19 protein-coding genes are annotated in these 25,677 nt (G+C 73.3%); 7 read left to right on the top strand and 12 right to left on the bottom strand.

Annotated elements, in window-relative coordinates; all coding sequences use genetic code 11:
• Positions 1-394 precede the first annotated feature (394 nt).
• Together ABR737_RS28095 and ABR737_RS28090 are read right to left on the bottom strand one after the other, a co-directional pair.
• Positions 395-823, bottom strand: coding sequence for a DUF3017 domain-containing protein (locus ABR737_RS28095; RefSeq protein ID WP_350253238.1), 429 nt, complete (start codon positions 821-823; stop codon positions 395-397).
• Positions 824-912: 89 nt separating this feature from the next.
• The gene (locus ABR737_RS28090) at positions 913-1,767 is read right to left on the bottom strand and encodes a bifunctional methylenetetrahydrofolate dehydrogenase/methenyltetrahydrofolate cyclohydrolase (protein ID WP_350253237.1); all 855 of its coding nucleotides are present in this window, start codon (positions 1,765-1,767) and stop codon (positions 913-915) included.
• Between the two features lie 241 nt (positions 1,768-2,008).
• Here ABR737_RS28090 and ABR737_RS28085 point away from each other — a divergent pair, with 241 nt between their 5' ends.
• Positions 2,009-2,773, top strand: coding sequence for an RDD family protein (locus ABR737_RS28085; RefSeq protein ID WP_350253236.1), 765 nt, complete (start codon positions 2,009-2,011; stop codon positions 2,771-2,773).
• Positions 2,774-2,884: 111 nt separating this feature from the next.
• Positions 2,885-3,457 (top strand): hypothetical protein, encoded by a 573-nt coding sequence (locus tag ABR737_RS28080; RefSeq protein ID WP_350253234.1) that lies wholly within the window; start codon positions 2,885-2,887, stop codon positions 3,455-3,457.
• A 188-nt stretch (positions 3,458-3,645) separates the two neighbouring features.
• Here the strand turns inward: ABR737_RS28080 and purH are convergent, their stop codons facing one another.
• Both purH and purN read right to left on the bottom strand, forming a co-directional pair.
• Positions 3,646-5,235, bottom strand: coding sequence for a bifunctional phosphoribosylaminoimidazolecarboxamide formyltransferase/IMP cyclohydrolase (gene purH, locus ABR737_RS28075; protein ID WP_350253233.1), 1,590 nt, complete (start codon positions 5,233-5,235; stop codon positions 3,646-3,648).
• Positions 5,232-5,888, bottom strand: a complete 657-nt coding sequence (purN, locus tag ABR737_RS28070) for a phosphoribosylglycinamide formyltransferase (protein WP_350253232.1) — start codon at positions 5,886-5,888, stop codon at positions 5,232-5,234. The genes purH and purN overlap by 4 nt, the downstream gene beginning before the upstream one ends.
• 245 nt (positions 5,889-6,133) lie before the next feature.
• Between purN and ABR737_RS28065 the strand changes: the two genes are divergently transcribed.
• A complete protein-coding gene (locus ABR737_RS28065; protein WP_350253231.1) occupies positions 6,134-7,048 on the top strand; it encodes a hypothetical protein in 915 nt (304 codons plus the stop codon).
• A gap of 39 nt (positions 7,049-7,087) precedes the next feature.
• On the opposite strand, the gene ABR737_RS28060 is transcribed toward ABR737_RS28065, so the two are convergent.
• Positions 7,088-8,755 (bottom strand): cell division protein PerM, encoded by a 1,668-nt coding sequence (locus ABR737_RS28060; RefSeq protein ID WP_350253229.1) that lies wholly within the window; start codon positions 8,753-8,755, stop codon positions 7,088-7,090.
• Between the two features lie 123 nt (positions 8,756-8,878).
• On the opposite strand from ABR737_RS28060, the gene ABR737_RS28055 reads away from it, so the two are divergent.
• Positions 8,879-9,976 carry an RNA polymerase sigma factor gene (locus tag ABR737_RS28055; protein WP_350253228.1) on the top strand — a complete coding sequence of 366 codons (1,098 nt, stop codon included), beginning with the start codon at positions 8,879-8,881 and terminating at the stop codon, positions 9,974-9,976.
• A 181-nt stretch (positions 9,977-10,157) separates the two neighbouring features.
• Here the strand turns inward: ABR737_RS28055 and sucD are convergent, their stop codons facing one another.
• Positions 10,158-11,042, bottom strand: a complete 885-nt coding sequence (gene sucD / locus ABR737_RS28050) for a succinate--CoA ligase subunit alpha (RefSeq protein ID WP_350253227.1) — start codon at positions 11,040-11,042, stop codon at positions 10,158-10,160.
• Between the two features lie 20 nt (positions 11,043-11,062).
• Positions 11,063-12,238 carry an ADP-forming succinate--CoA ligase subunit beta gene (gene sucC / locus ABR737_RS28045; protein ID WP_350253226.1) on the bottom strand — a complete coding sequence of 392 codons (1,176 nt, stop codon included), beginning with the start codon at positions 12,236-12,238 and terminating at the stop codon, positions 11,063-11,065.
• An 857-nt stretch (positions 12,239-13,095) separates the two neighbouring features.
• Between sucC and ABR737_RS28040 the strand changes: the two genes are divergently transcribed.
• On the top strand, positions 13,096-13,971 hold the full coding sequence (locus ABR737_RS28040) for a peptidoglycan-binding protein (RefSeq protein WP_350253225.1): 876 nt from the start codon (positions 13,096-13,098) through the stop codon (positions 13,969-13,971).
• 309 nt (positions 13,972-14,280) lie between these two features.
• On the opposite strand, the gene ABR737_RS28035 is transcribed toward ABR737_RS28040, so the two are convergent.
• The 5 genes from ABR737_RS28035 to ABR737_RS28015 all read right to left on the bottom strand — a co-directional run bounded on the left by ABR737_RS28035 (position 14,281) and on the right by ABR737_RS28015 (position 22,002).
• On the bottom strand, positions 14,281-15,798 hold the full coding sequence (locus tag ABR737_RS28035) for a hypothetical protein (protein ID WP_350253223.1): 1,518 nt from the start codon (positions 15,796-15,798) through the stop codon (positions 14,281-14,283).
• Positions 15,799-15,891: 93 nt separating this feature from the next.
• Positions 15,892-16,767, bottom strand: a complete 876-nt coding sequence (locus ABR737_RS28030) for a hypothetical protein (RefSeq protein ID WP_350253221.1) — start codon at positions 16,765-16,767, stop codon at positions 15,892-15,894.
• 134 nt (positions 16,768-16,901) lie between these two features.
• Positions 16,902-18,206 (bottom strand): VWA domain-containing protein, encoded by a 1,305-nt coding sequence (locus ABR737_RS28025; protein WP_350253220.1) that lies wholly within the window; start codon positions 18,204-18,206, stop codon positions 16,902-16,904.
• A complete protein-coding gene (locus ABR737_RS28020) occupies positions 18,203-20,851 on the bottom strand; it encodes a DUF5682 family protein (protein WP_350253218.1) in 2,649 nt (882 codons plus the stop codon). The genes ABR737_RS28025 and ABR737_RS28020 overlap by 4 nt, the downstream gene beginning before the upstream one ends.
• On the bottom strand, positions 20,848-22,002 hold the full coding sequence (locus tag ABR737_RS28015; RefSeq protein ID WP_350253217.1) for an ATP-binding protein: 1,155 nt from the start codon (positions 22,000-22,002) through the stop codon (positions 20,848-20,850). Before ABR737_RS28015 ends, ABR737_RS28020 begins: the two co-directional genes overlap by 4 nt.
• Before the next feature lie 167 nt (positions 22,003-22,169).
• On the opposite strand from ABR737_RS28015, the gene ABR737_RS28010 reads away from it, so the two are divergent.
• Complete coding sequence (locus tag ABR737_RS28010) at positions 22,170-23,564, top strand: SWIM zinc finger family protein (RefSeq protein WP_350253216.1); 1,395 nt, start codon at positions 22,170-22,172, stop codon at positions 23,562-23,564.
• A gap of 277 nt (positions 23,565-23,841) precedes the next feature.
• On the top strand, positions 23,842-25,608 hold the full coding sequence (locus ABR737_RS28005; protein ID WP_502964386.1) for a DUF5691 domain-containing protein: 1,767 nt from the start codon (positions 23,842-23,844) through the stop codon (positions 25,606-25,608).
• Positions 25,609-25,677: the final 69 nt, after the last annotated feature.

Raw genomic sequence — 25,677 nt, 5'->3', positions numbered from 1 at the left:
CGACGTCCCCGCAGGTCACAGCCGGGACATCCCACGGTGTCCGCAGACGGCGGCCGCCGCGCGCCGCACACCGGCGGGCGGAAGCACGGCCGGTGGCACTCCCCGGGCCGCACGGCCCGCCCCGCGACGCCTCCACCGTCATCCGTGCGCCGCCCGCCGTACTCCGCGCGCCGCCCGCCCCCTCGTACGACCCCGCACGACCGCGTACGGCCTCGGGCGACCGCGTACGGCCTCGCCCGACCCCGTACGAACTCGCACGACCGCCTTCGACCTCGCACGACACCCGCCTCCGCACAGCACAGCGGCGGCCCGCTCTCTCCCTGAGGAGAGAGCGGGCCGCCGTCATCGCGTCGTATCGGCCGGTACGTCTACCGGGTCGGCCGGGGAGATCGCCCTACCACACGGTGAAGTGAACGATGTCGTCCAGGAACGGGATGTGGATCCACGGCTTGGGCTGCACCATCAGCGCCAGCATCACGATCACGAAGCCGAGCCCCCCGTACGTCGCCATATCGGTGAAGCGGGAGCGCACGGCCAGCATCCCGACCGACGGCAGCGCCCACCGCAGCACCGCGCCGGCCAGCAGGGAGAGCCCGATCACAATCGACCCGATACGGAACGCATCGAGCGCCACCAGCAGCAGCCCGAGCGCGACCCCGCCCATGACGCTGAGCAGCGGCCACTGCCGGGCGGGCGCGGGGAAGCCGCCCGAGGCGGCCCGTCCGCCGCCTTCCGGCCGGGCGGTGTCGCGGGTCAGCGTCGGAAAACGGCGCGAGGCGCGCTGTGGCTCGCCGGCTCCGTCCGCGTGCGCTTCGGCACCCATGACTGGCAGTCCCTTCGGTGTCCGGATCCGTCTGTCTCAGGGACAGCGTCTCAGATGTCTCAGGGACAGGGTCTCAGATCCCGTGGGGGTCAGCCCGCCGCGCGCTCGGCGGCCTCGACGACGTTGACCAGCAGCTGGGCGCGGGTCATCGGGCCGACGCCGCCGGGGTTGGGGGCGACCCAGCCGGCCACCTCGGCGACGCCCGGGTGCACATCGCCGACGATCTTGCCGGCCTCGTCGCGGCTGACGCCGACGTCCAGGACCGCCGCACCGGGCTTGATGTCCTCGGGCTTGATGATGTGCGGCACACCGGCCGCGGCGACGATGATGTCGGCCTGCTTGAGGTGTGCGGACAGATCACGGGTGCCGGTGTGGCACTGGGTCACCGTGGCGTTCTCGGACTTGCGGGTGAGCACCAGCGGCATCGGGCGGCCGATGGTGATGCCGCGGCCGACGACCACCACATGCGCGCCCTTGATCTCGACGTCGTGGCGCCGCAGCAGCTGGACGATGCCGTACGGGGTGCACGGCAGCGGCCCCTCGATGCCGAGCACCAGGCGGCCCAGGCTCATCGGGTGCAGTCCGTCGGCGTCCTTGGCCGGGTCCATCAGCTCCAGGACACGGTTCGCGTCGATGCCCTTGGGGAGCGGGAGTTGGACGATGTAGCCGGTGCAGGCCGGGTCCTCGTTCAGCTCCCGGACGACCGCCTCGATCTCCTCCTGGGTGGCGGTTTCCGGCAGTTCCCGCTGGATCGAGGCGATGCCGACCTGGGCGCAGTCACGGTGCTTGCCGTTGACGTACCAGCGGCTGCCCGGGTCGTCGCCCACCAGGAGGGTGCCGAGACCGGGCTGCACGCCCTTGGCCTTCAGCGCTTCGACGCGGGTGGTGAGCTCGGACTTGATAGCGGCTGCGGTGGCCTTGCCATCCAGGATCTGGGCAGTCATACCCCCATCTTCGCGGATGGGGGCGGCGGCGTTCCAATCAGGGCATGCGGGGCGTCCATGGCCGGAATTGATCATTGCACTTGCACAACAGCCATGGGTCTTGACTGGACAGAGTGAATGGGCAACTAGAAGGATTGACGCACAGTGCCGCAGGCTTTGTCGGGGGGTGGCCAGTGAAACCTGTTTTTCCTCCGAGTCACGCCGCGTCGTGCCCCAGTCACCCAACGGAGGAAAACAGCAGATGAGTTTCGGCGACCCGAACAACCCCTACGGCCAGCCGCAGCCGCCGCAGGGCCCGTACGGGCAGCAGCCGCAGGCGCCGCAGGGTCCGTACGGGCAGCAGCCCCCGGTCCCGCCGCAGGGACAGCCCGGCTACGGATACCCCCAGCAGGCCCCGCAGCAGGCCCCGCAGCAGGCCCCGCAGCAGCCCTACGGCTACCCCCAGCAGCAGGTCCCGCAGCAGCAGGCGTACGGCTACCCGCAGCAGGCGGCGGCCCCCTACGGCCAGCCCATGGGCATGCCGACGGGTTACGCGAGCTGGGGTGCGCGGCTGTGCGCCACGCTCATCGACGGCCTGATCGTGGCCCTGGTACCCGGCATCCTGTACGCGATCGGGTTCGGCATGATCGCCTCCTCCACGAGCAAGATCAACAGCTGCGCCTACGACGACTACAACTGCCGGGCGGAAGCGTCCTCGGCAGGCCCGCCGGCCATCGCCTTCATCCTGATCGTCATCGCCGCCCTGGCGATCATGGCGGGCGGCATCTTCATGCTCATCCAGGAAGGCAACAAGGGCCAGACGGTGGGCAAGAAGGCCATGAACATCCGGCTGGTCCGCGAGGACACCGGTCAGCCGCTCGGCTTCGGCATGGCTTTCGTCCGCCGCCTGGCGCACTTCCTCGACAGCATCGCGTGCTACGTCGGCTGGCTGTGGCCGCTGTGGGACGACAAGTCCCAGACCTTCGCCGACAAGGCCGTGGGCTCGGTGGTCGTCAAGACCCAGTAGGCGGCTGGGGGTGCCACCCCGGCCCGAGGTGTACCACTCCGTGAAGGCCCCTTCGCCCCTGCGCGACCGGGGCCTTCGCGGCTCCGTTCACGTCGCATGAAGGACACGCTCGTGAGTTATCCCCCACAGAATCCTTACGGTCCGCCGCCGGGCCAACAACCCCATTACGGCTACCCGCAGCAGCAGCCACAGCCACCGCAGCCGGCCCCGTACGGGCCGTACCCGGGTGGCGGCGGGATGCCCGGTATGCAACCGCAGTACCCGGTGGCGATGCCCGGCGGGGTCAAGGCCGCCCGGGTGGTCATGTTCGTGCTCACCGGTCTGAACCTCATCGGCCTGATCATCGCCGTGGCGGGGCTGGGCGGCGTCAGCAAGGCCGCGCACGATGTCTCGCCGTACTCCGCCGCGGAGGACGCCACCGCTATCAACATCAGCAAGGGCCTGCTGATCGCGGTGATCGTGCTCATCGTGATCTTCACGGTGCTCGCGGTCACGCTGGCCCTGCAGTTCGGCAACGGGGGCAACGGGGTCCGGGTGGGCAGCATCGTCTTCGGTGTCGGCACCCTCATCCTGAGCCTGTGCACCTTCCCGCTCGGCCTGGTCCACACCATCCTGGGCATCATGGTGATCGCCTTCATCTCCAAGGATGAGAGCAAGTACTGGTTCAACAGGCCGCGTTACTGAGTTGCCGAGTTACTGAGTTGCTGAGTTGCTGAGTTCCTGACGTCGTCGGTTACCGCTTTACCGTTTCGGTTACCGCACGAATGCAGCGCGAAGGGCCGCACCCCGGCTGGGGTGCGGCCCTTCGCGCCGGCTCCGGCGGCTCGGCCTCGGACTCAGGCTCGGCCTCGGACTCGGGCCCAGCCTCGGGCTCAGTGGAAGAAGTGCCGGGTCCCGGTGAAGTACATCGTCACGCCGGCCTTCGCGGCGGCCTCGACGACGAGTTCATCGCGGACCGAACCGCCCGGCTGGACCACGGCCTTGACGCCGGCCTCGGCCAGCACCTCGAAGCCGTCGGGGAACGGGAAGAAGGCGTCGGAGGCGGCGTAGGAGCCGCGCGCCCGCTCCTCACCCGCACGCTGCACCGCGAGCTTCGCGGAGTCCACGCGGTTGACCTGGCCCATGCCGACACCGACCGTGGCGCTGTCCTTGGCGAGCAGGATGGCGTTGGACTTCACGGCGCGGCAGGCGCGCCAGGCGAAGGCCAGCTCGGCCAGCTCGTCGGCGGGCAGTGCGGCCCCGCTGGCCAGCGTCCAGTTCGCCGGGTCGTCGCCCTCGGCCTGCAGCCGGTCGGTCTCCTGGAGCAGGGCGCCGCCGTCAACGGGCTTGACCTCGACGGGGTTGGACGGCGCGTCGGGGCAGCGCAGCACCCGGATGTTCTTCTTGCGGGCCAGGATCTCGACCGCGCCGTCCTCGTAGCCGGGGGCCACGATGACCTCGGTGAAGATCTCGGCGACCTGCTCGGCCATCGCCACGGAGACCGGGCGGTTGACGGCGATGACGCCACCGAAGGCGGACAGCGGGTCACAGGCGTGCGCGTTGCGGTGCGCCTCGGCGACGTCCGCGGCAACCGCGATACCGCACGGGTTGGCGTGCTTGATGATCGCCACACACGGCTCGGCGTGGTCGTACGCGGCCCGGCGCGCGGCGTCGGTGTCCGTGTAGTTGTTGTACGACATCTCCTTGCCGTGCAGCTGCTCGGCCTCCGCGAGTCCGCCGCTGCCGTCCACGTACAGCGCGGCGCCCTGGTGCGGGTTCTCGCCGTAGCGCAGGACGTTCTTGCGGGCGTAGGTGGCGCCCAGGAACTCGGGGAAGGCGGAGTCGTCGGCGGCCGCGCTGGAGTCATCAGCGGCTCCGCCGCGGGCATCGGCGAACCAGGAGGCGACGGCCACGTCGTAGGCCGCGGTGTGCTGGAAGGCCTCGGCCGCGAGCCGCTTGCGCTGAGCCAGTTCGAAGCCGCCGCCGGTGACGGCCTCCAGGACATCGCCGTAGCGGGCGGGGTTGACGACCACGGCCACCGACGGGTGGTTCTTGGCGGCGGCGCGGACCATCGAGGGGCCGCCGATGTCGATCTGCTCCACGCACTCGTCGGGGGTGGCGCCGGAGGCGACGGTCTCCCGGAACGGGTAGAGGTTCACGATCACCAGGTCGAACGGCTCGACACCGAGATCGGCCAGCTGGCGGCGGTGGTCCTCCAGGCGGAGGTCGGCCAGGATGCCGGCGTGCACCTTGGGGTGCAGGGTCTTGACCCGGCCGTCCAGGCACTCGGGGAAGCCCGTCAGCTCCTCGACCTTGGTGACCGGCACCCCGGCCGCGGCGATCTTCGCGGCCGTCGACCCGGTCGAGACGAGCTGGACGCCCGCCGCGTGCAGCCCCTGGGCCAGCTCCTCCAGCCCGGACTTGTCATAGACGCTGACCAGCGCGCGGCGGATGGGCCGCTGCGTACCTTCGGTGGCGGTCACGAGATACGTACCTTTCGTCCCTCAATGCGGTAGCCGTGCCGGGCCAGGCGCCCCACGACCTCGACGAGCAGCGATCGCTCGACTTCCTTGATGCGCTCATGCAGCGCGGATTCGTCGTCCTCGTCCCGGACCTCGACCACGCCCTGGGCGATGATCGGGCCGGTGTCGACACCGTCGTCGACGAAGTGGACGGTGCATCCGGTGACCTTTGCGCCGTACGCGAGCGCATCGCGCACGCCATGGGCACCGGGAAAGCTCGGCAGCAGCGCCGGGTGGGTATTGACGGTGCGGCCGCCGAAGCGGGCAAGGAACGCCTTGCCCAGGATCTTCATGAAACCGGCCGAGACCACCAGATCGGGCTCGTACGCGGCGGTCGCCTCGGTGAGCGCGGCGTCCCAGTCCGGGCGGCTGTCGTAGTCCTTGACCCGGCAGACAAACGTGGGGAGCCCGGCGGCCGCGGCGCGCTCCAGGCCCGCGATGGCGCCCCGGTCGGCTCCGACGGCCACGATCTCGGCGCCGTACTCCTCCGGGCCCAGGTCGGCGATGCCGTCCAGCAGCGCCTGCAGGTTCGTTCCGGAACCGGAGACGAGGACGACGATGCGGGCCGGGCGGCCGGGCTCGGCGGACGGGGCGGGGGGTGGGGAGGAAGCCACGGCGGGGCTCTTTTCCGATCTCGCGTGCTTTGTGTGGTCGTACAAGACTGCGGGTACCGCAGATCCGGGGAACCCTACGAAGGCGCCGACCGTCAGCAACGATACCGGCACACCGCGCGGCCCCCACGGGACGGGGGCGGGCACGGGAGGTAGCGTCAGGCCTAAGACTGCATGCAGTTCGTGGTAACCGGGCGCCCGTCGTGACGGCCCGCGTACGGACGAGACAAGGGGAAGACACACTCCAGATGACGGACCGACGCCGCCGCGCGGCCCTCCTGCTCCCTCCCCCGGCTACCGCTGGGTGGTTCCCCCAGCCCACCACCTCCCCCGGGATGGTGCTGCTGCCGCGTGAGCGCAAGCCGTCGTCCTCGTCCCCGGAGCCCGCCGCCCCGCACTCCCCGGACTCCGACCAGGACAACAACCCCTTCGCCCCGCCGCCGGCCGACGCACCCGATCAGGAGTGGCGCCCGCGCCACCCCGGCCCGCACGGCGCGGACGGCAACGGCGACGGCGACGAGGACCGGCCGTCGCAGGACGAGTCGGCGCCGGGCTGGGGCAGCCAGTGGAGCCCCCGGCAGCCGGGGCGGCAGGGCGGCGGCTTCGGCACCCGGCCGGGCAACCGCAACAGCCAGCAGGGCAACGGCCCCGGTGGCCCCGGCAACCCCGGCGGGCTGCGCTGGGACCCCACCGACCCGGCCCAGCGCCGGGCCCGCTTCGCCCTGCTCGGCGGGCTCTGGTCGTTCTTCTGCGTGCTGTTCGGTCTGCCGGAGGTGGCCCTGCTGCTGGGCGCGCTGGCGCTGTACTGGGGCGTCAGCTCGCTGCGCGCCAAGCCGAGCACGGCGAAGGCCGACGCCGCAGCCACCACCGCCGCCATGGAGGGCCGCCCCGCCCCCGTCGCCCCGTCCGCCCCGTCCGCCCCGGGCGCACAGCCCGGTGCCCCGGCCTCGCCGGGCAGCACCCGGCCGCAGGTCACCGCGGCGGTCTCGGGCCTGGTGATCGCCTCGCTGGCGCTGGTGATGGTGGCCGCGACCTTCACCGTGCAGATCGTCTACCGCGACTACTTCACCTGCGTGAACGACGCCCTGACCCAGTCGGCGGGCAAGTCCTGCGAGAAGCTGCTGCCGCCGCAGCTGCGGCCGTTGCTGAGCGCGCAGCAGTAGGCGGAGGCAGCGGCGGGGGCGACGGCGGGGTGCGGCCGGTCAGCCGTTCGGGGTGACGGGGGCGGTGGCCGGTTTCGTGGCGGCTGCCGGCTCCGTGGGAGTCGCCGGATCCGTGGCCGTGCGGTCATCGGGGCCGGGATCAGCTACGCCGGAGCCCGAGCCGGGGCCGGGAACGGTGTGCTTGCCATCGGCCCCTGCGGGGCCGGGGACGGCGCCACCACCCTCGGCTCCCCCGCCCTCGGCCGTCGCCCCGCCGCGGCCGGTCGCGATGCCGGCACCCGTCGCAGTGCCCGTACCCCCCGCCTTGGCGCCCGGGCAGGTGTCCTCCTCCTGACCCCGTCGGCCCGCCCGCAGCCACCAGGCCCGTAGCGCGATCGCGCCCGGGACGCCGGTCAGGGCGGTCCAGCCCGCTGCCGCGAGGCCCGTACGCCACCAGCTCGGGCCGAATGCGGCGAGCGCTCCGGTGCCCAGTGCGCCACCGGAAAGGCCCGCGAGCACTGCGGTGACGACGCCGCAGAGACCGGCCCCCAGAGCTGCCGCACCTGCCGTCGTCCACCACGACCAGGGGTGTCCCGGGGCACCGGGCGCCGGCACGGGGCGGGTCACCGAGCGGGCGACCGAGCGGGCCAGCAGTGCCCCGGCGACCAGGGGCACCACGACCACCGCCCAGGTCAGCGGGGTTCCCGGGCCGGCCTCCGGCAGCCCGCCGAGCAGCGGCAGCCGGGGCAGCGCCGAAGGCGGCGAGGCGGCCAGCGGGCCGACCGTGCTGCCCGCGCCGACCGTGAAACCCGGCCCCAGGGCGTATGCGGCGCCCCAGACGGCCGCGTTCGGGAGCAGGACGAGGCACAGCAGCAGCACCGTGGCGTGGCTCGCCCAGTCGGGCGCCAGGTGGAGCAGGTCGTCGCGCACCCGGCCCGCGTGCAGACCGAGGGAGAGCAGGGTGAGCAGGGCGCCGGACACCAGCAGCGCACTGAGGGCGGCACCGGCGGCGCGCGCCGCGACGGCGAACCGGGGGCCGCCGAGCAGGCTGCGCAGACCGCCCGGCACCGCGGCCCCGGCCCGCAGCGCCCAGGCGGGCAGCAGGTCGGCACCCGGATGCCGGAGCAGGAACCAGGCCGTTCCGGCGAGCGTGGCGAGCGCGGTGGCCGGTACGGACACCAGCACGCTCAGCGGCTCGGCGCTCAGCTGCCCGGCGGAGGCGTAGACCATCGCCCCGGCCGCGATCAGCAGATAGCCGGTGAGCAGCGCACCGAGAAGGGTGCGCGGCACCACCGCCAGGGTGGCGTCCGCAGCGTTGCCGGGGCCCGTGCCAGGGCCCGTGCCGGGGACCACGCCGAGGCCGGTACGCGCGTCGGCCGCGGTCGCCAGGGTGTGGCGGGCGGCCCGGTGGAGCAGCCAGACGGGGAGGACGGCGAGCAGCAGCGGGGTCACGGCGACCGGGGCGGCGGAGTGGCCCGTGGTGCGTTCAAGGGCGCCGCCGTGCGCCATCAGCCACAGGTCGGCGGCGAGGTGCAGGGCCCGGGACGGGCCGCTGTCGGGCTCGGGGGAGGCGACCCAGAGCAGCAGCACGGCGACCGCCAGCGCGCCGAGGCCGAGGCCGGCGGCCGTCACGCCGCCGAGGAAGGCCGCGCCGATCGCGGACGAGCGCTGCGCGGCGGCTCGGCCGTGCGAGGACAAGGTGGGGCCACGCTCGGTCAACTGGCTCACGCGGCCATGCTGCCAACAAGAGGCGTTTCCTCCCGGCACTGGCGAAATGCCCGACGTGTCGCGCTGCATCCGGCAATGCCGGTTTTCCACACTGCTCTGTATGACCCAGCGCGAGACGACCCGATGAACCGGCGCGAGATCCCCCCGGACGGGATGCCCCGGGGCGGGCTGCCCCGGCCCGAGACGAACCGGCCCGAGACGAACCGGCCCGAGACGGCCCGGCCCGAGATGAACCAGCGCCGGGTGATCCGGCGCCCGATGCCCCGGCCCGAGCAGGCCACCGCCGCCTTCGACGACCTCCACACCCGGCACGCGGCAGCGCTGATGCGGCAGACCTATCTCCTCACCGGGCGGCCGTGGCTCGCGCGGCGGGCCGTGCAGCAGGGGTTCCGGCGCGCCTGGCAGCACTGGCCGCAGGTCGCGGTGGACCCGGATCCGGCGGGGTGGGTGCGGGCGGCCGCGTACGAGTACGCGCTGACGCCGTGGCACCGGCTGTGTCCCGGACTGCGGACCGCCCGGAAACCGCGGCAGTTCCATGAGACCGGCGAGCCCGCGGACCGTGCGCTGCTGACGGCAGTGCTGCGGCTGCCCGCCCCCTACCGGCGGGCGCTGCTGCTGCACGACGGGGTCGGGCTGGGGCTCTACGACATGGCGGCAGAGCTCGAAGCGAGTACCCCGGCCGCGGCCGGGCGGCTGACGCATGCGCGGGAACGGGTCGCCGAGCGGCTGCCGGAGCTGGGGCTCGACGGGCACCCGCCGGTGCGGCAGGGCGAGATCCTGCGGGCCCGGCTCACCGCGCTGACGGCCGCGCAGCAGGTGACGCCGACGGCCGCGGAGCGCGTACGGAGCGACGCCGAACGCAGCGATCTGCGGACCACACGGGCGGCGTTCGGGCTGGCCGGAGGGTTCGCGCTGGCGGCCGTGGTGATGATGCTCGTGACGCCGGACCACTCCACGCCGCCGCCGGACAGGCCCCTGGCGACCGCGCCGCACGCCGTCGTCTCACCCACGGGGCACCGCGGAGCGCCGGCCACCGGACACCGTGGCACGCCGGCAACGGGGCACCGTGGCGCGCCGGCCACCGGGCACCGTGGCTCGTCACCCGCCGGGCACCATCACGCCTCGCCCACCGGCCACCCTGGCGCGGACGTCAAGAAACAGGGCAATGCCGCGGTACGGAAGCGGCTCCGGGAGGCCCGCCTGACGCCGGACGTCCCCTAGGGGCGTCTTCAAAGTCCCCCCAAACGCACACCGCCGGACCCTGCCCCGTTCGCCGAGCGCCCCGCGGCGGAAGATTCTTCCACCGCGGGGGCGAGGCGCCACGAGGGCGAGGGTCCGGCGGTATCGATGGCGGCCGTCAAGGACGATGTACATCCCTTCCGGCAACGACGCCGGGAGGCAGTCAGCCGCCGAGGATCTCGCGGGCCAGCCGCGCGGTCTCCGACGGGGTCTTGCCGACCTTGACGCCGGCGGCCTCCAGGGCCTCCTTCTTCGCCTGTGCGGTGCCGGAGGAGCCGGAGACGATGGCGCCGGCGTGGCCCATGGTCTTGCCCTCGGGCGCGGTGAAGCCCGCGACGTAGCCGACGACCGGCTTGGAGACGTTGGCCTTGATGAAGTCGGCCGCACGCTCCTCGGCGTCACCGCCGATCTCGCCGATCATCACGATCAGGTCGGTGTCGGGGTCCGCCTCGAACGCCTGGAGGGCGTCGATGTGCGTGGTGCCGATGACCGGGTCGCCACCGATGCCGACGGCCGAGGAGAAGCCGAGGTCACGGAGCTCGTACATCATCTGGTAGGTCAGCGTGCCGGACTTCGACACCAGACCGATGCGGCCGGGCTTGGTGATGTCGCCCGGGATGATGCCGGCGTTGGACTGGCCGGGGGTGATCAGGCCGGGGCAGTTCGGGCCGATGATCCGGGTCTTGTTGCCCTTGGCCTTCGCGTACGCCCAGAAGGCGGCGGAGTCGTGCACCGCGATGCCCTCGGTGATCACGACGGCCAGCGGGATCTCGGCGTTGATCGCCTCGACGACGGCGGCCTTGGCGAAGGCCGGCGGCACGAAGAGCACGGACACGTCGGCGCCGGTCTTCTCCATCGCCTCGGCGACCGAGCCGAAGACGGGCACGTCGGTGCCGTCGAAGTCGACGCTGGTGCCGGCCTTGCGCGGGTTCACACCGCCGACGATGTTGGTGCCGTCACCGAGCATCAGCTTGGTGTGCTTCATGCCAGTGGCACCGGTCATGCCCTGGACGATGACCTTGCTTTCCTTGGTCAGGAAGATAGCCATGGTTGTTGTGTCCTCGTCCTTTACTTAGCAGCCAGCTCGGCGGCCTTGTCGGCCGCGCCGTCCATGGTGTCCACGCGCTGCACCAGCGGGTGGTTGGCCTTCGACAGGATCTCGCGACCGAGCTCCGCGTTGTTGCCGTCGAGGCGCACGACCAGGGGCTTGTTGACGTCCTCGCCCTTGGACTTGAGCAGCTCCAGGGCCTGGACGATGCCGTTGGCGACCTCGTCACACGCGGTGATGCCACCGAAGACGTTGACGAAGACGGACTTGACGTCCGGGTCGCCGAGGATGATCTCCAGGCCGTTCGCCATGACCTCGGCGGAGGCGCCGCCACCGATGTCGAGGAAGTTGGCGGGCTTGACGTTGCTGTGGTTCTCGCCGGCGTAGGCGACGACGTCCAGGGTGCTCATGACGAGACCCGCGCCGTTGCCGATGATGCCGACCTGGCCGTCGAGCTTGACGTAGTTCAGACCCTTGGCCTTGGCAGCAGCCTCGAGCGGGTTGGCTGCGTCCTTGTCCTCCAGGGCCTCGTGCTCCGGCTGGCGGAACTCGGCGTTCTCGTCCAGGGACACCTTGCCGTCGAGGGCGATGACCTCGCCGCTCGCGACCTTGGCGAGCGGGTTGACCTCGACGAGGAGCGCGTCCTCGGCGACGAAGGTCTTCCACAGGGTCACCATGACCTCGGCGACCTGCTCGGCAACCTCGGCCGGGAACTTCGCCTGGGCGACGATCTCGCGGGCCTTCTCGATCGTGACGCCCTCGTTGGCGTCGACCGGGACCTTCGCGAGCTCGTCGGGCCGGGTCGCCGCGACCTCCTCGATGTCCATGCCGCCGGCGACGGAGGCCATGGCCAGGAAGGTGCGGTTGGTGCGGTCGAGGAGGTACGAGACGTAGTACTCCTCGGCGATCTCCGGAGCGGTCTCGGCGATCATCACCTTGTGGACCGTGTGGCCCTTGATGTCCATGCCCAGGATCTGACCGGCCTTCTCGACCGCGTCGTCCTCACTGGTGGCCAGCTTCACGCCGCCGGCCTTGCCGCGGCCACCGACCTTCACCTGCGCCTTGACGACCGACTTGCCGCCCAGCCGCTGGGTCGCCTCGCGCGCCGCCTCAGGCGTGTCGATGACTTCACCGGCCAGCACCGGTACACCGTGCTTGGCGAAGAGGTCCCTCGCCTGGTACTCGAACAGGTCCACGCGCGTCCGTCCCTTGTCTTCTCAGAATCGCCGTAGTGATCGCGGTTCGTTCGTCTGCGATGGGCGTGCCGCGAAGGGCAACGTGACGGCGCTGTCACTGAGGGAGGCGTACACGGTGACCGGATACGCGGCATGTCCGTCCCGCAGGTTATCGCCGGAGGACGTGCGGCCCTAAATCGCAGATCACACTCCAGCGGTGATTACCATCACAGATCTTTTGGCCAAGTTACGCCTTCTCGGGATTTCTGCATGTCGTCGGCCGGTTTGTCGTGAGCTGGATTGCGGTGGGGTGGTTTGCCGCGGGCCTTTTCCGACCGTCCCGACGACCTTGAGCGTCGGGGTAGCCGGCCCTGCCGTCGGGGCAGTCGGCCGCGCCGTGCGACGGGCCCGTTGTCACTCGGCGTGCGCGCTCACGTCGCGCATCGCCGCGGCCTCCTCCCGCTACGCCTCTGTGCGCCCCGCCTCCGGCGATTCCGGTTCCGATGACACGGGAATCTGTGGGAGAAGGAGCCGCCACTCGCGCTCATCGGACCTCGAGACCTTCAGGTCGCGAGACCTCCAGGCCTCGATACCTCAAGGCCTTCAGGCCGCCAGGTCGCCGCAGGCGGGTTCGGAAAGGCCTCTTGACCCTTCAACTTCCCGCTGCAGACACTGCCTTGAAGCACTTACGGATACAACGGATACCTACGAATCAGGAGTCACACACTTCAGGCTTGGCCCCGCTCCCCCTTTCTCGATTTCCCGGCGCCCGCACACCCGGCACCGGAAGCGGCGTACGGCGCGGCGGGTCCGGTGCCGAGCAGGGCACAGACCACCGCGGCGGCCGAAGCCGCGGTCGACGTAGGAGGTATGGGCCGATGGCCACTCCCCTGACCGCGAGCAAGCTGATCGCGGCGCTGCGCGACGAGGGCCTGGTGGTCCACGAGGTCCGCGACTGGCGCGAGCACAACCGGAACTCCAAGGGCCCCTGGGGACCGATGCACGGCGTGATGATGCATCACACCGCCACCCAGGGCACCGACAGCTCGGTGGACCTTTGCTACGACGGGCGTACCGACCTGCCGGGGCCGCTGTGCCACGGCGTGATCGACAAAGCGGGCGAGGTCCATCTCGTCGGCAACGGCCGCGCCAACCACGCCGGGCTCGGTGACGCCGACGTCCTGCGCGCGGTGATCAACGAGGATGCGCCACTGCCGCCGGACAACGCCGCGGACACCGACGGCAACCGGTACTTCTACGGCTTCGAATGCATCAACCTCGGGGATGGCAAGGACCCTTGGCCCACCGAGCAGCAGGTCGCCATGGAGAAGGCCGCGGCGGCGGTCTGCCGGGCGCACGGCTGGAGCGAACGCTCGGTGATCGGGCACCTCGAGTGGCAGCCGGGGAAGGTCGATCCGCGGGGCGTCGCGATGAACGACCTGCGGGGCCGGATCAAGAAGCGGCTGGCTAAGCCGGCGGAGGGCTCACCGGAGCCGCAGCAGCCGGCGTACGAGCCGTTCCCGGGCCACGACTTCTTCCGGTCCGGGACCCGCAGCCCGGTGATCACGGCGATGGGGGAACGACTGGTGGCCGAGGACTGCGGCCACTACGAAATCGGCCCCGGTCCGGAGTGGACCGAGGCGGACCGGAAGTCGTACGCGGCCTGGCAGCGCAAGCTCGGCTTCCACGGCAAGGACGCGGACGGGGTGCCGGGGCAGGTCAGCTGGGATCGGTTGCGGGTGCCGCGCGCATAGCCCAGCACGTAGGCCCGCCGACGTAGCCCGAGGCAGAGCCAACGGAGCCCGGCGCAGAGCCCAACGTCTGTCTCCTTCCGAGCCGTTGGCGCACCGCGGGGCGGGAGCGGTGCGTTGGTGCGGTGATGCGTTGGTGCGGCGATGCGGCGATGCGGCGATGCGGTGGTGCCGTGGTGCGGTGGTGCCGTGGTGCGGTGGAAAACACCAAGGCCGGGCGGCCCTCCCCCACAGAGGTCCGCCCGGCTGTTCATGGGTGTTCCGGCTTCGGCCGCCGCCGCGGCCGAGGTCCGGTGGTGTCGGCCTGAGGCCTCAGACCGCCTGGACCGGGAGGGCCGGGAGGGCCGGCAGCGCCGGGATGTTGGCGGCGTTGGTCAGGTCGGCCAGGTTGGCGGGCACGGCCGGGAGGGCCGGGGCGGCCGGGGCGGCAACGGCGTCGGCCAGGTTGGCAGGGACGGCCGGGACCGAGGGAACGGACGGGACCGAGGGAACGGACGGGAGCGCGTCGGTCACGTTGGCCGGCACCGCGGGGACGGACGGGACGGAGGGGACGGAGGGGACGGCCGGCACGGCGTCAGTCACGTTGGCCGGGACGGCGGGCACAGCCGGAACGGCCGGGACGGCGTCGGTCACGTTGGCCGGCACCGCGGGAACGGACGGAACGGCGGGAACGGCCGGCACCGACTTCACCGGGGCCAGGTCCCGTACACCGGCGACGGCCTGGCCTGCGGTGCCCTGCGCGTCGGTCGCGACAACGGCGGTCAGACCCTGCGCGAACGGGGTGGCGTCAGCGGCCGCGCCCCGGGCGAACGCCACGGTGTCGGTCGCCTTGCCCTGGACGAACGGCGCCGCGTCACCGGCCGCACCCTGCGCGAACGGGACCGCGTCGCCGGCCACGCCCTGGGCGAAGGGCACCGCGTCACCGGCCGCACCCTGTGCGAACAGCTGCGCCTGGCCGCCGACCGTGATCACGAACGGGGTGGCCTGGCCGGCCGCGTCACCGGCGAGGTGACCGGCACCGCCGACCGCGCCCTGCGCGACCGGCACGACCTTGACGACGACCCGGCGGGCGACGGGCGGCAGCGCGTCGGAGGCCGCCTTGCCGACGACCGGACGGGCGGTGGCCAGACCGCCCTGGACCGGCTTCGTCAGCTGCTCGGGACGGACGCCCGCACCGGCGAGACCGGCCAGCAGGTTGTCGACCGAGCCCGGAGTCTTGGGCAGCGCGGGGGCCTTGGGCAGCGCCGGGGTGCCGGGCAGGCCCTGGGGCAGGCCGCCGGGCAGGTGGGCGGACGGGACGCCCGGGGTGGCGGGCAGCGACGGAACGGAGGGCAGCGTGCCCTTCGCCAGGCGGCCGGCCTTGCCCAGGTCGGCGGCCTGGGCGGCCTTCTTGACGGCCTTGGCGGCCTTCTTGGCCTTCTTCAGGTCGGCGGCCTTGCGCACCTCACCGGTCTTCGGCAGGCCGGCGCCGTGGGCCTGCTTCCGCACGCCGTCCACCACACCGGTCAGGTCGCCGGCCTGCGGCAGCGTGCCGGTGGGCAGGTCCTGGGTGGTCGCGTCGCCGCCGAGGGCACCGGTGGCCTTGCCCGCCGTCTTCTTGGCGGTCGTGGTGGCGCTCTTGGCGGTCGTGGTGACGGTCTTGGCCGTCTTCGTCACGGTGCCGGACACGTCACCGGTGGGCAGCTGCTTCGCGGTGTCGGTCACCGTGCCGGCGGCCGGCAGGTCCGAGCCGACGGGCAGCTCGGCGGCGTTGGCGGCGACGGAGCCCAGGGCCCACAGACCGGTGGCGGCGGTGGCAACGACGATGGAACGGCGAATGTTCGAGCGCATGGAGGTGAAGTCCTTCGAATTCAGGAGGGGTGAAAGGGCAGACCTGTCCCGCCCCCGCGCGGCAGGTCAGTTACAGACGCGGAGCGGTCTGCCCTAGCCCGGGAATTCGAGGATTTCTTCGGCACGCCGACGCGTCGGAGCGCCATCGGCCGTGCGGACGCCACCGGGCAGGAGCCGGAAGCGCAGAGGGTCCGCCGGGGCGGCGGCGTGCTGGTCCCCGCCACGGGGACCGTGGCCGTCACCGGCGGTGTGCGAGGCAGGCGCCACCGGAGCCTGCGGGCACTGTCCCGGAAGGCCGTTGCGGCCCGGGGCGTGCTGATCGTGGGCGGCGGCCGAGGGGTGCTCGGCCGCCGTCTTGTGCAGGCAGTCGGCGACATCCGACGACGGCGCGGCGGACGGGCCGGCAGCCTGGTCAGCGGTCCGCGGACCGGCCGGCTGAGCGTCGCCCGGCGTACGGCCGTGCTGATGCGTGGCGCCGTCTCCGGAGCCTCCGGTGTGCTCGCCGGAGGGGAGGTGCACGGGAAGCGCGGCGCCTGCCGAGTCCCCGACCTCCCGTACGACACGGTTCACCGGCTCGGTGATCCGGTCGGTGACCGGCGCGGCCTGCTCGGCGGCGGGACGTACGGCCTTGGCCACCGCGCCGGACGCGGGGTGGGTGTGCTCGGCGAGCTTCGCGCCGGACGCGTTGCCCTGCCGCTGGAGCGCGGCCCTGGAGCCGGACAGCCCGTTCGCCGCCCCGTCCCGGGTGGCGGCCCGGTCCGGACCGGACGCCTCGGCCGCGGTCTTGGCCGGGGTTGCCACCCCGGTCAGGTCCGCGCTGCCCGTGCGGTCGTCGGCATGGGCGCCGGGACCGAAGGCGAAGCCGAGGGCGACAAAGCCCACCAGGAAGAGCCCGGCCAGCAGCGCACGCCGCGCGGCCACGGTGCGCGGGAGGCGCACGGCGGCAGGCAGGGCGAGCACAGCAGACAAGGAGGGACCTTCCCCTACGGACGGGGACAGCCGGGGCATGCGGCCTCGGCGTCACGCGCGTCGCGGGCGATCGAGCGATGGCCTGATCCTTGCATGAGCAGCCAGGTGCCACGCAAGTCCCCCGGGGGTTCCTGTCACCGTTGCTCCGCCATGTCCGGTATGGGCAGCGGCCGTTTCTCGATCGCGGCCGCCATCACGTCCGGAAACAGATCCGGGGTGCAGGCGAACGCCGGTGCGCCCAGGGCCGCGAGGGCGGCGGCGTGGTCGCGGTCGTAGGCGGGCGCCCCCTCGTCGGAGAGCGCCAGCAAGGTCACGAACTGCACGCCGGACGCCTTCATCGCGGCGACCCGCTTCAGCATCTCGTCCCGGATGCCGCCCTCGTAGAGGTCGCTGATGAGGACGACGACGGTTTCGGTGGGGCGGGTGATGCGGGACTGGCAGTAGGCGAGCGCACGGTTGATGTCCGTGCCGCCGCCGAGCTGGGTGCCGAAGAGGACGTCCACCGGGTCGTCCAGTTGGTCCGTCAGGTCGACGACCGAGGTGTCGAAGACGACGAGCCGGGTGTCGAGGGCCCGCATGGAGGCGAGCACCGCGCCGAACACCGAGGCGTAGACGACCGAGGCGGCCATCGAGCCGGACTGGTCGATGCAGAGCACCACGTCCTTCTTCACCGACTGCGCCGCGCGGCCGTAGCCGATCAGCCGCTCGGGGACGACCGTGCGGTACTCCGGGAGGTAGTTCTTGAGGTTCGCCCGGATCGTGCGGTTCCAGTCGATGTCGCGATGCCGCGGCCGGCTGATCCGGGCGGAGCGGTCCAGTGCGCCGGTGAGGGTGGCGCGGGTGCGCTGCGCCAGCTTCTTCTCCAACTGCTCGACGACCTTGCGGACGACGGCGCGGGCGGTCTCCTTGGTGGTCTCCGGCATGACCTTGTTGAGCGAGAGCAGCGTGCCCACCAGATGCACATCCGCCTCGACGGCCTCCAGCATCTCCGGCTCCAGCAGCAGTGCGGACAGCCCCAGCCGGTCGATGGCGTCCCGCTGCATCACCTGCACCACGGAGGACGGGAAGTACGTACGGATGTCGCCGAGCCAGCGCGCCACCCCGGGCGCCGAAGCCCCGAGCCCCGCCGAGCGCCTGCCGGCGGGTGCCGTGCCGCCGCTGCCCTTCTCCCGGCCGTAGAGCGAGGCGAGCGCCCCGTCCATCGCCGCGTCCCGCCCCCGAAGCTGACACCCCGTACCGTCCGCACCGCCACCACCGAGCACCAGCCGCCAGCGGCGCAGCCGTTCGGCCTCGGGGGTGGGGGCGCCGGTGGGGGCGGCAGTCGTGGGGGCGGCAGTCGTGTGCGTTGCGCTCGCCAGGGCCGCAGTCGTGCTCGTTGCTGTCGCCGGGGCGGTGGTCGTATCCGTCGTCGTCAGGTTGTCCGGTGTCGGGTGGGTCATGTCCGTGCCCCCGTGAGGTCGTCGGCCGGTCGGGTGGTGTCCGGTGGGTCGTCGTCCGGCCGCTCGCCGGGCTCGTCGGCGAAGCCGGGCGCTCCGATCCCCAGCAGCAGGCGCAGGGTGGGGAGGACGGCCGCGGCGCGGTCGCGGTCCAGGCCGGGGCCGAAGCCGTTGGCGGCGGCGTCCGGCGTGCCGTCGGCCGGGTGGCGGGACGGGGCCGTGGGGCCGCGACGGACCAGTTCGCCGAGGGTGCGCCGGACACCGGCCTCGTACTCCGCGAAGGTCCGCCGCAGCAGTGGCAGAACGTCCGTGAACGCGGCGTCCGGCACACCGGTCAGCCAGCCGTCGACCAGCGCGAGCAGCCGTTCGTCGTGGACCAGCAGCATGCCGCCGTCCCCGCCGCCGACGAATCCCTCGATCCAGCCGGCGGCGTCGGTGGGCGGGGTGCCCGGCGAGAGGGCGAGCCCCATCAGCCGCTCCGCTCCCCCGTCGCCCAACTCCCCTTCGTCGAGCAGGAGTCTGGCCGCCCGCCCGCGGATCAGGCCCGGTACGGCGTCCCGTTCACTCACGGCCCGCAGCACCCCGGCCCACCGCGTCCGCAGGTGCTGCGGGCCGGGCTGTGGGCCGGGCTGTGGGCCGGGCTCCGGCCCGGTCTGCTGCCCGGGCTCCGGTCCGGGCTCCGGTCCGGGCTCCGGCCCGGTCTGCGGCCTGGCCTGTGGCTGGCCGAGGAGGCCGACGGCCTGGTGGGTGGCGTCGAGGTGGCGGCGCATGTCGGCGGCGCCGTCGGCATCCAGCCCCAGGCAGGCGGGGGGCAGTCCGACGAAGACGCGCTCGGCCAGGCCCGTCGCCACCTCGCGCAGCGCCGCGGCGTCCGTGCCGCGCACATCGCCGTAGCGCACGGACCGTACGAGGGCGGGGAGTGCCTGGGCGAGATGGCCCACGTCCGCGTCCAGCGCCGCACGGTCCGACAGCGCGCGCATCACCACCGGGAGGGCGTCGGGGAGTCCGGCCAGCAGGCAGCGCTCGGCGAGCGCCGTGACCTCGGCGAGCGTGGCCGCCCCGGACGCCTCGGACGCGGCCTTGGCCGTGGCGGCCGAGAGCACGGTCGTGCCCCAGATGCCGGCCTCCGCGACCCGCACCGACAGTTCGGGCTCCCAGCGCAACCGCCAGGTCTCCCGGAACGTGCCGGTGCCGCCCCGGGAGCGCTCGGGCTCGCCCCACGGGATGCCGAGCAGCCGGAGCCGGTGCAGCAGGCGGCTGCGGCCGGCGTCGGTCTCCTTGCGCAGGTCCAGCGCCAGTTCCCGTTCCGGGGCCTCCGGTTTGAGCCGCAGCGTGCGCTGGCTGCGGGTGAGGTCCCGTTGCAGCGGCACCGCGGGGGCATCCTGGGGAACCTCGCCCAGCACCTCCCCCACCACCAGCCGGTCGTGGATCAGCGAGGACGGCGCATCGGAGCCATCCCCCATCACGGCCCGGACCGCGTCGTTCAGTTCCGTCAGTCCGGCCAGCGGGCGGCCGCGTACCGTGGCCAGCCCCTCGGCGAGCCGCACCGCTTCGATGACATGCGCCGACGAGACCGCGTAGTCCTCTTCGCGGAGCAGCCCGGCGACCTTGGTCAGCCAGCGTTCCACGGGGCGGTCGGGGGCGCCGAAGAGATGGCCGTACCAGCCCGGTGAGGCGATACCGGCGCCGTAGCCGCTGTGGCGGGAGAGCCGTTGGTGCGTCCAGGGCACCCAGGTCACCGCCGCCTTCACCTTCGGCAGGCCCTTGAGCAGCTGCCGGTCGGCGGCCATGGTGGTGCGTCGCGCCAGGGCCGGTACGTGCCAGGCACCGCACACCACGGCGATATCGTCCCCGAACTCCTTTCGGGCGGCGCGCAGTCGCAGCCGCATATGGGCCTCGCGCACCGGATCACGGTCATGGCCGCCGTCCCCGTACGCCTCGCGCAGCGCCCCCATCGCCTCGGCGAGGGCCGCGAACGGAGCCAGCGCATCCGCACCGGCGCCCCCTCCGGCCCCTGCTCCTCCCGCGCCCCCGCGGTGTTCGACCACGTCCTCCCACCAGCGCTCGGGATCGTCGTACCCGGCCGTCTCGGCCAGCACCCGGATCGGATCGACCCGCACCTCGGCCTCGGCGGGCAGCTCTTCCTGCGCCTGTCCTGCGGCCGGGGGCCCGTCGGCCGGGGGCCCGTCGGCCGGAAGCCCGTTCGCCGGAGGCCCATCGGCCGGAAGGCCGTCGGCCGGCCCCTCACCGGTCACCGCGTCCTCGCCGGCCGCCGGCCCCCCACCAGTCACTGGCCCCTCACCGGACACCGCCCCCTCGCCGTCCCCCATCGCCAGGGAGTGCGCCGCGGGCAGGTCGATGAAGCGGACGGGGACGCCGTGCTCCAGTGCCCAGCGCATCGCCACCCACTCCGGGGAGAACTCGGCCAGCGGCCAGAACGCCGCGCGGCCGGGATCGTCCGTGGCATGGGCGAGCAGCGCGACGGGCGGGCGCATCCCCTCCTGGGCGGCCAACGGCACCAGCGCGTCCGCCTCCGGCGGCCCCTCGATCAGGACCGCGTCCGGCATACACTGGTTGAGGGCGGCACGCACCGCCCGCGCCGAGCCAGGGCCGTGGTGCCGCACCCCGAGCAGTACCGGCCCGGTCATGCGCTCACCTCACGGCAGGCGCGGTAGAAGTCCTTCCAGCCGTCGCGCTCGCGCACCACGGTCTCCAGGTACTCCTGCCATACGACCCGGTCCGCCGCCGGATCGCGGACCACGGCCCCCAGGATGCCCGCGGCCACGTCCCCGGCGCGCAGCACACCGTCCCCGAAGTGGGCGGCCAGCGCCAGCCCGTTCGTCACCACCGAGATGGCCTCGGCCGTGGAGAGGGTGCCGGACGGCGACTTGAGCTTGGTGCGGCCGTCGGAGCTGAGGCCGGCCCGCAGCTCGCGGAAGACCGTGACGACCCGGCGGATCTCGTCCAGCCCCTCAGGACCGGCCGGGAGATCCAGCGAGCGCCCGATCTGCTCGACCCGGCGCGAGACGATGTCCACCTCTTCGTCCGGGGTGGCGGGCAGCGGCAGGACGACGGTGTTGAAGCGGCGGCGCAGCGCGCTGGAGAGTTCGTTGACGCCGCGGTCGCGGTCGTTGGCGGTGGCGATCAGGTTGAAGCCGCGGACGGCCTGCACCTCCTGCCCCAGCTCCGGGATGGGCAGGGTCTTCTCCGACAGGACCGTGATGAGCGTGTCCTGGACGTCGGCGGGGATGCGGGTCAGTTCCTCGACCCGTGCGGTCATGCCCTGTGCCATCGCGCGCATCACCGGGCTGGGCACCAGCGCCTCGCGGCTGGGGCCGTTGGCGAGCAGCTGGGCGTAGTTCCAGCCGTAGCGGATCGCCTCTTCGGGGGTGCCGGCCGTGCCCTGGACCAGCAGGGTGGAGTCGCCGCTGACGGCCGCCGCCAGATGCTCGGACACCCAGGTCTTCGCGGTGCCGGGCACGCCCAGCAGGAGCAGTGCACGGTCCGTCGCCAAGGTCGTCACGGCGACCTCGACGATCCGGCGCGGGCCGACGTACTTGGGTGTGATGACCGTGCCGTCCGCGAGGGTGCCGCCGAGGAGGTAGGTCGCGACCGCCCACGGCGAGAGCCGCCAGCGCTCCGGGCGCGGCCGGTCGTCGGCCGCCGCGAGGGCCTTCAACTCCGCCGCGAAACTGTCCTCGGCGTGCGGTCGCAGCGCTTGGCCGCCCCCGCCTTGCGGCGCCGTCCCGCCGTTCGCATCGGTCTCGTCGTCCGTCGTCGTGAAGCTGTTCTCGGACATGGTTCCCCCTCGTCGCAACGTGTGCGGCCGGGACGGCGAAATCCCTGCGGCCGCTTGCGGAATCAAGCCTGCACCACGCCACTGACAATCCCCCGAAAACCCATCCTGGCCTGCGAGTTCATCGCGATCCGCGGCGATTGTCAGTGGGGCGTCGTAGCGTCGAAGACATGAATCCGCAGGGGGAACGCTGGACGACGGATCAGGTGCTCGCGCTGGCGCCTGACGAGGCCTCGCGCAGGGCGGGCGGCAAGCTCGCGGCGCCGGGTCCGTGGTCGGAAACGGGCGCGGACGCGAGCGCGGTGTGGGGGCAGTGCAAGGGCAGCGGCAAGAAGCCGTACCAAACGGTCGTGGACCTCAACGGCCCGGCCTTCAAGTGCAGTTGCCCGAGCCGCAAATTTCCGTGCAAGCACGCGCTGGGGCTGCTGCTGCTCTGGGCGGGCGACGGCCGGGAGGTGACGGTGGGGGAACCGGCGTCGTGGGCGGGCGAGTGGCTGGCCGGACGCCGGGAGCGCGCCGAGCGGTCCGCGGGCCAGGGCCCGGGCGGCGGCGCTCCCTCGCGGGCGCCTGCCGACCCGGAGGCCGCCAAGCGGCGCGCGGAGCGCCGGATGCAGCGGATCGGCGCCGGTGCGACGGAGCTGGAGCAGCGCCTGGAGGATCTGCTCCAGTCGGGGCTGGCCTCGGCCGGCCGCACCGACGGGGAGACCTCCCGGCCAGGCGGTGGCGGAGGGGGCTCCTGGGGCGAGACGGCCGCCCGCATGGTCGACGCCCAGGCGCCCGGACTCGCCTCGCGGGTGCGCGAGCTGAGTGCGGTCATGGCGTCCGGTCCGGACTGGCCGGCCCGGCTGCTGGAGGAGTGCGCCCTGCTGCACCTCCTCGACCAGGGGTTCCTCGGCATCGAGCGGCTGCCGGCCCCGCTCGCGGCGACGGTCCGCTCCCGCGTGGGGCTGACCACGGAGGCGGCGGACCTGCTGACCGGCCCTGAGGCGGCGACGGTCCGGGACCGCTGGCTGGTGCTCGCCCAACAGGACACCGATGACGGCACGTTGACCACCCGCAGAATCTTCCTCCGGGGCGAGCGGACCGGCCGGATGGCGCTGCACCTCTCCTTCGGCGGCGGGGCCCACCGCCCGCCGGCTCTGGCCCTGCCCCCCGGTCTGGTGCTCGATGCGGACCTCGCCTACTACCCCGGCGCCCGCCCGCTGCGCGCCGCCCTGGGCGAGCGGCACGCCCCCGCGGTCCCGGGTCCGGTGCCGTCGGGCTGCGGTATCGACGCCGCCCTGGCCGCGTACGGCGACGCTCTGCGCGACGACCCGTGGCTGGATTCCTGGCCGGTGGTGCTCGCCGAGGTCACCCCGATCCCCGGCCGCGACGGCAAGGGCTGGCAACTAGCCGACGCGGACGGGGAGTCGGCACTGCCACTGGACCCGCGCGGTCCGGCACAGACGAGCCTGTGGCAGCTGGCCGCCATATCGGGCGGGGCGCCGATCACGGTCTTCGGCGAATGCGGCCACCGCGGCTTCCTGCCGCTGACCGCCTGGGACCCGGCCCCGGTGTCCCTGTGACCCGGCCCCCCACCACACCGCCGACCAGCCCCCTCACCCCCGTCCCCCGCCGGCCGCACACACCGTCCACCACCGATCCCGGAGGAAGGGCATGACGACCATCACCAGGACCACTGCACTCACTTCACCCGCTTCATCCACGTCACTCGCTTCATCCACCTCCCCCATTCCCGTCCCGGCCCATGCCTCCGCACCCACATCCACATCCACATCCGCATCCGCCACGCCTCCTTCTCCCGCCCCCACCCCGACCGCCCCGGCCCCCTGGGCCGATCTCGTGAGCGCCGCGCTCCTGGGGACCGAGCGGCGGACGCCGCCGGTGGCGGTGCGTTCCGGGCAGGGTGCCGCGGCCGCACTGCTGGACGCGGCCGCGGTGAGCACGGTGCGCCGCCGTGCCGCGCTGCGCCCCGCCCCGGCCGGCGAACGGCCCGCCCCGGCCCCGGCCGACCCGCGGCCTCCGCTGCCGCCCGCCGCGCGCCGCCGGCTGGCCCTGTTGCTCGCCGACCGCGGTGGCAGCGGCGGCAGCCGCCGCGGCACGGCCCCTGACCTCACCGAACTGCTCCCCCAGTGGCTGGCCGCCGCCGGTGAGTACGGCTACCGGGCCCCGGAGGCGCTGCTGCCCGCACTGCTCGACGCGGCCCGCGCCCGTACGGACCTGCGTCCCGCCACGCTGGCGCTGGCGGGGCCGCGCGCCCTGTGGCTGGCGCGGCTCAACGCGGAGTGGAAGTTCGCGCTCCGGGGGATCGGCGGCCCGGCCGAGCTCTCCGGCAACGACGGCGACAACGGCACCGGCACCGGCACCGGTAGCCCCAACGGCCCCAATGGCCCCAATGGCCCCAATGGCCCCAATGGCCCCGACGGCGTACGACGCCGGTGGGAGGAGGGCCTGTTCGCCGAGCGGGTCGCCCTGCTGACCGCGCTGCGCCGCCAGGACCCGGGGGCCGGCCTGGCACTGCTGTCCACGACCTGGCCCACGGAGCGGGCCGAGGACCGTCTGATGTTCCTCGACTCGCTGCGCGACGGGCTCTCGACGGCTGATGAGCCCTTCCTGGAACAGGCGCTGTCCGACCGCAGCCGGAACGTCCGCGCCACGGCCGCCGAACTGCTCTCCACGCTGCCCGGATCCGCCCTCGCGGCCCGGATGGCGCAGCGCGCGCACACCTGCGTCGGCCTGGACCGTACGGCCGGCGCACCGGCGATCGCCGTGGAGGCGCCGCACGAGTGCGATGCCGGGATGCAGCGGGACGGCGTGGCGCCCAAGCCGCCCTCCGGGCGGGGCGAACGGTCCTGGTGGTTGGGCCAGTTGGTGGAGGCGGCCCCGCTGGACGGATGGCACGCCCGCTTCGGGGGCCGCGACGCGGCGGCGATCGTCGCGCTGCCGGTGGGCGACGACTGGCGGACGGAGCTGCACGACGCCTGGTGCCGCGCCGCGGTGCGCCAGCGGAACACCGACTGGGCGCGGGCGCTGCTGGGTGCGCCGGGCGCTCCGTCCCAGGCGGCCGAGGTCGCGCCGGCCGGCTCGTCGCGGGACCTGACCAAGCTGCTGACCGTACTGCCCAACGCCGAACGCGCCCGGTGGGTCGCGGAGTTCATCGCGGCCCACGGACTGTCGGAGGCCTTCCGGATGCTCGGCGTGTGCGCGGTCCCCTGGGCCGAACCGCTCGGCGGGGCCGTCGTCGACGCGCTGGACATCGCCCGGGACGCGGGTAGCTACCCGTGGAGCTTCAGCGGGGTGATGGGCCTGGCCGAGCGCTGTCTGGACCCGGCGGCGGCAGACCGCCTCGCCATGCTCACCGCCGTCACGGACGAGCCGGAAGGTGCCTCACCCGGCTCCGGCGGCTACTGGTCCGAGGCCTTCCAGCGCCTGGTCGGCACCCTGCGCCTGCGCGCCACCATGCAGGCGGAACTCGCCCCGGAACCGACCGGCCACGACGGCACGGGCGACAGCGGCACAGGCACAGGCACCGGCACCGGCACCGGCCGCCCTAACACCACCCCGGCCCACGGCCCGGTCCGGGCCACACGACAGCCCCTCGCCCCATGACCCTCCGCGTGCCCCTCCGCTCCGGACCTGCCAGCGCCCCGGCAGGCAGGTCCGGCCCGGCCACCCTCG

The organism is Streptomyces sp. Edi2 (assembly GCF_040253635.1).
In the GTDB taxonomy this organism is placed as follows: domain Bacteria; phylum Actinomycetota; class Actinomycetes; order Streptomycetales; family Streptomycetaceae; genus Streptomyces.
This window is presented reverse-complemented; position numbering and strand designations above follow the sequence as displayed.

Excerpts from the sequence above, each read along its gene's own strand:
- ABR737_RS28095 (WP_350253238.1), bottom strand. The coding sequence starts at position 823 with ATGGGTGCCGAAGCGCACGCGGACGGAGCCGGCGAGCCACAGCGCGCC.
- ABR737_RS28090 (WP_350253237.1), bottom strand. The coding sequence starts at position 1,767 with ATGACTGCCCAGATCCTGGATGGCAAGGCCACCGCAGCCGCTATCAAG.
- ABR737_RS28085 (WP_350253236.1), top strand. The coding sequence starts at position 2,009 with ATGAGTTTCGGCGACCCGAACAACCCCTACGGCCAGCCGCAGCCGCCG.
- ABR737_RS28065 (WP_350253231.1), top strand. The coding sequence starts at position 6,134 with ATGACGGACCGACGCCGCCGCGCGGCCCTCCTGCTCCCTCCCCCGGCT.
- ABR737_RS28055 (WP_350253228.1), top strand. The coding sequence starts at position 8,879 with ATGAACCGGCGCGAGATCCCCCCGGACGGGATGCCCCGGGGCGGGCTG.
- sucD (WP_350253227.1), bottom strand. The coding sequence starts at position 11,042 with ATGGCTATCTTCCTGACCAAGGAAAGCAAGGTCATCGTCCAGGGCATG.
- ABR737_RS28040 (WP_350253225.1), top strand. The coding sequence starts at position 13,096 with ATGGCCACTCCCCTGACCGCGAGCAAGCTGATCGCGGCGCTGCGCGAC.
- ABR737_RS28035 (WP_350253223.1), bottom strand. The coding sequence starts at position 15,798 with ATGCGCTCGAACATTCGCCGTTCCATCGTCGTTGCCACCGCCGCCACC.
- ABR737_RS28025 (WP_350253220.1), bottom strand. The coding sequence starts at position 18,206 with ATGACCCACCCGACACCGGACAACCTGACGACGACGGATACGACCACC.
- ABR737_RS28020 (WP_350253218.1), bottom strand. The coding sequence starts at position 20,851 with ATGACCGGGCCGGTACTGCTCGGGGTGCGGCACCACGGCCCTGGCTCG.
- ABR737_RS28015 (WP_350253217.1), bottom strand. The coding sequence starts at position 22,002 with ATGTCCGAGAACAGCTTCACGACGACGGACGACGAGACCGATGCGAAC.
- ABR737_RS28010 (WP_350253216.1), top strand. The coding sequence starts at position 22,170 with ATGAATCCGCAGGGGGAACGCTGGACGACGGATCAGGTGCTCGCGCTG.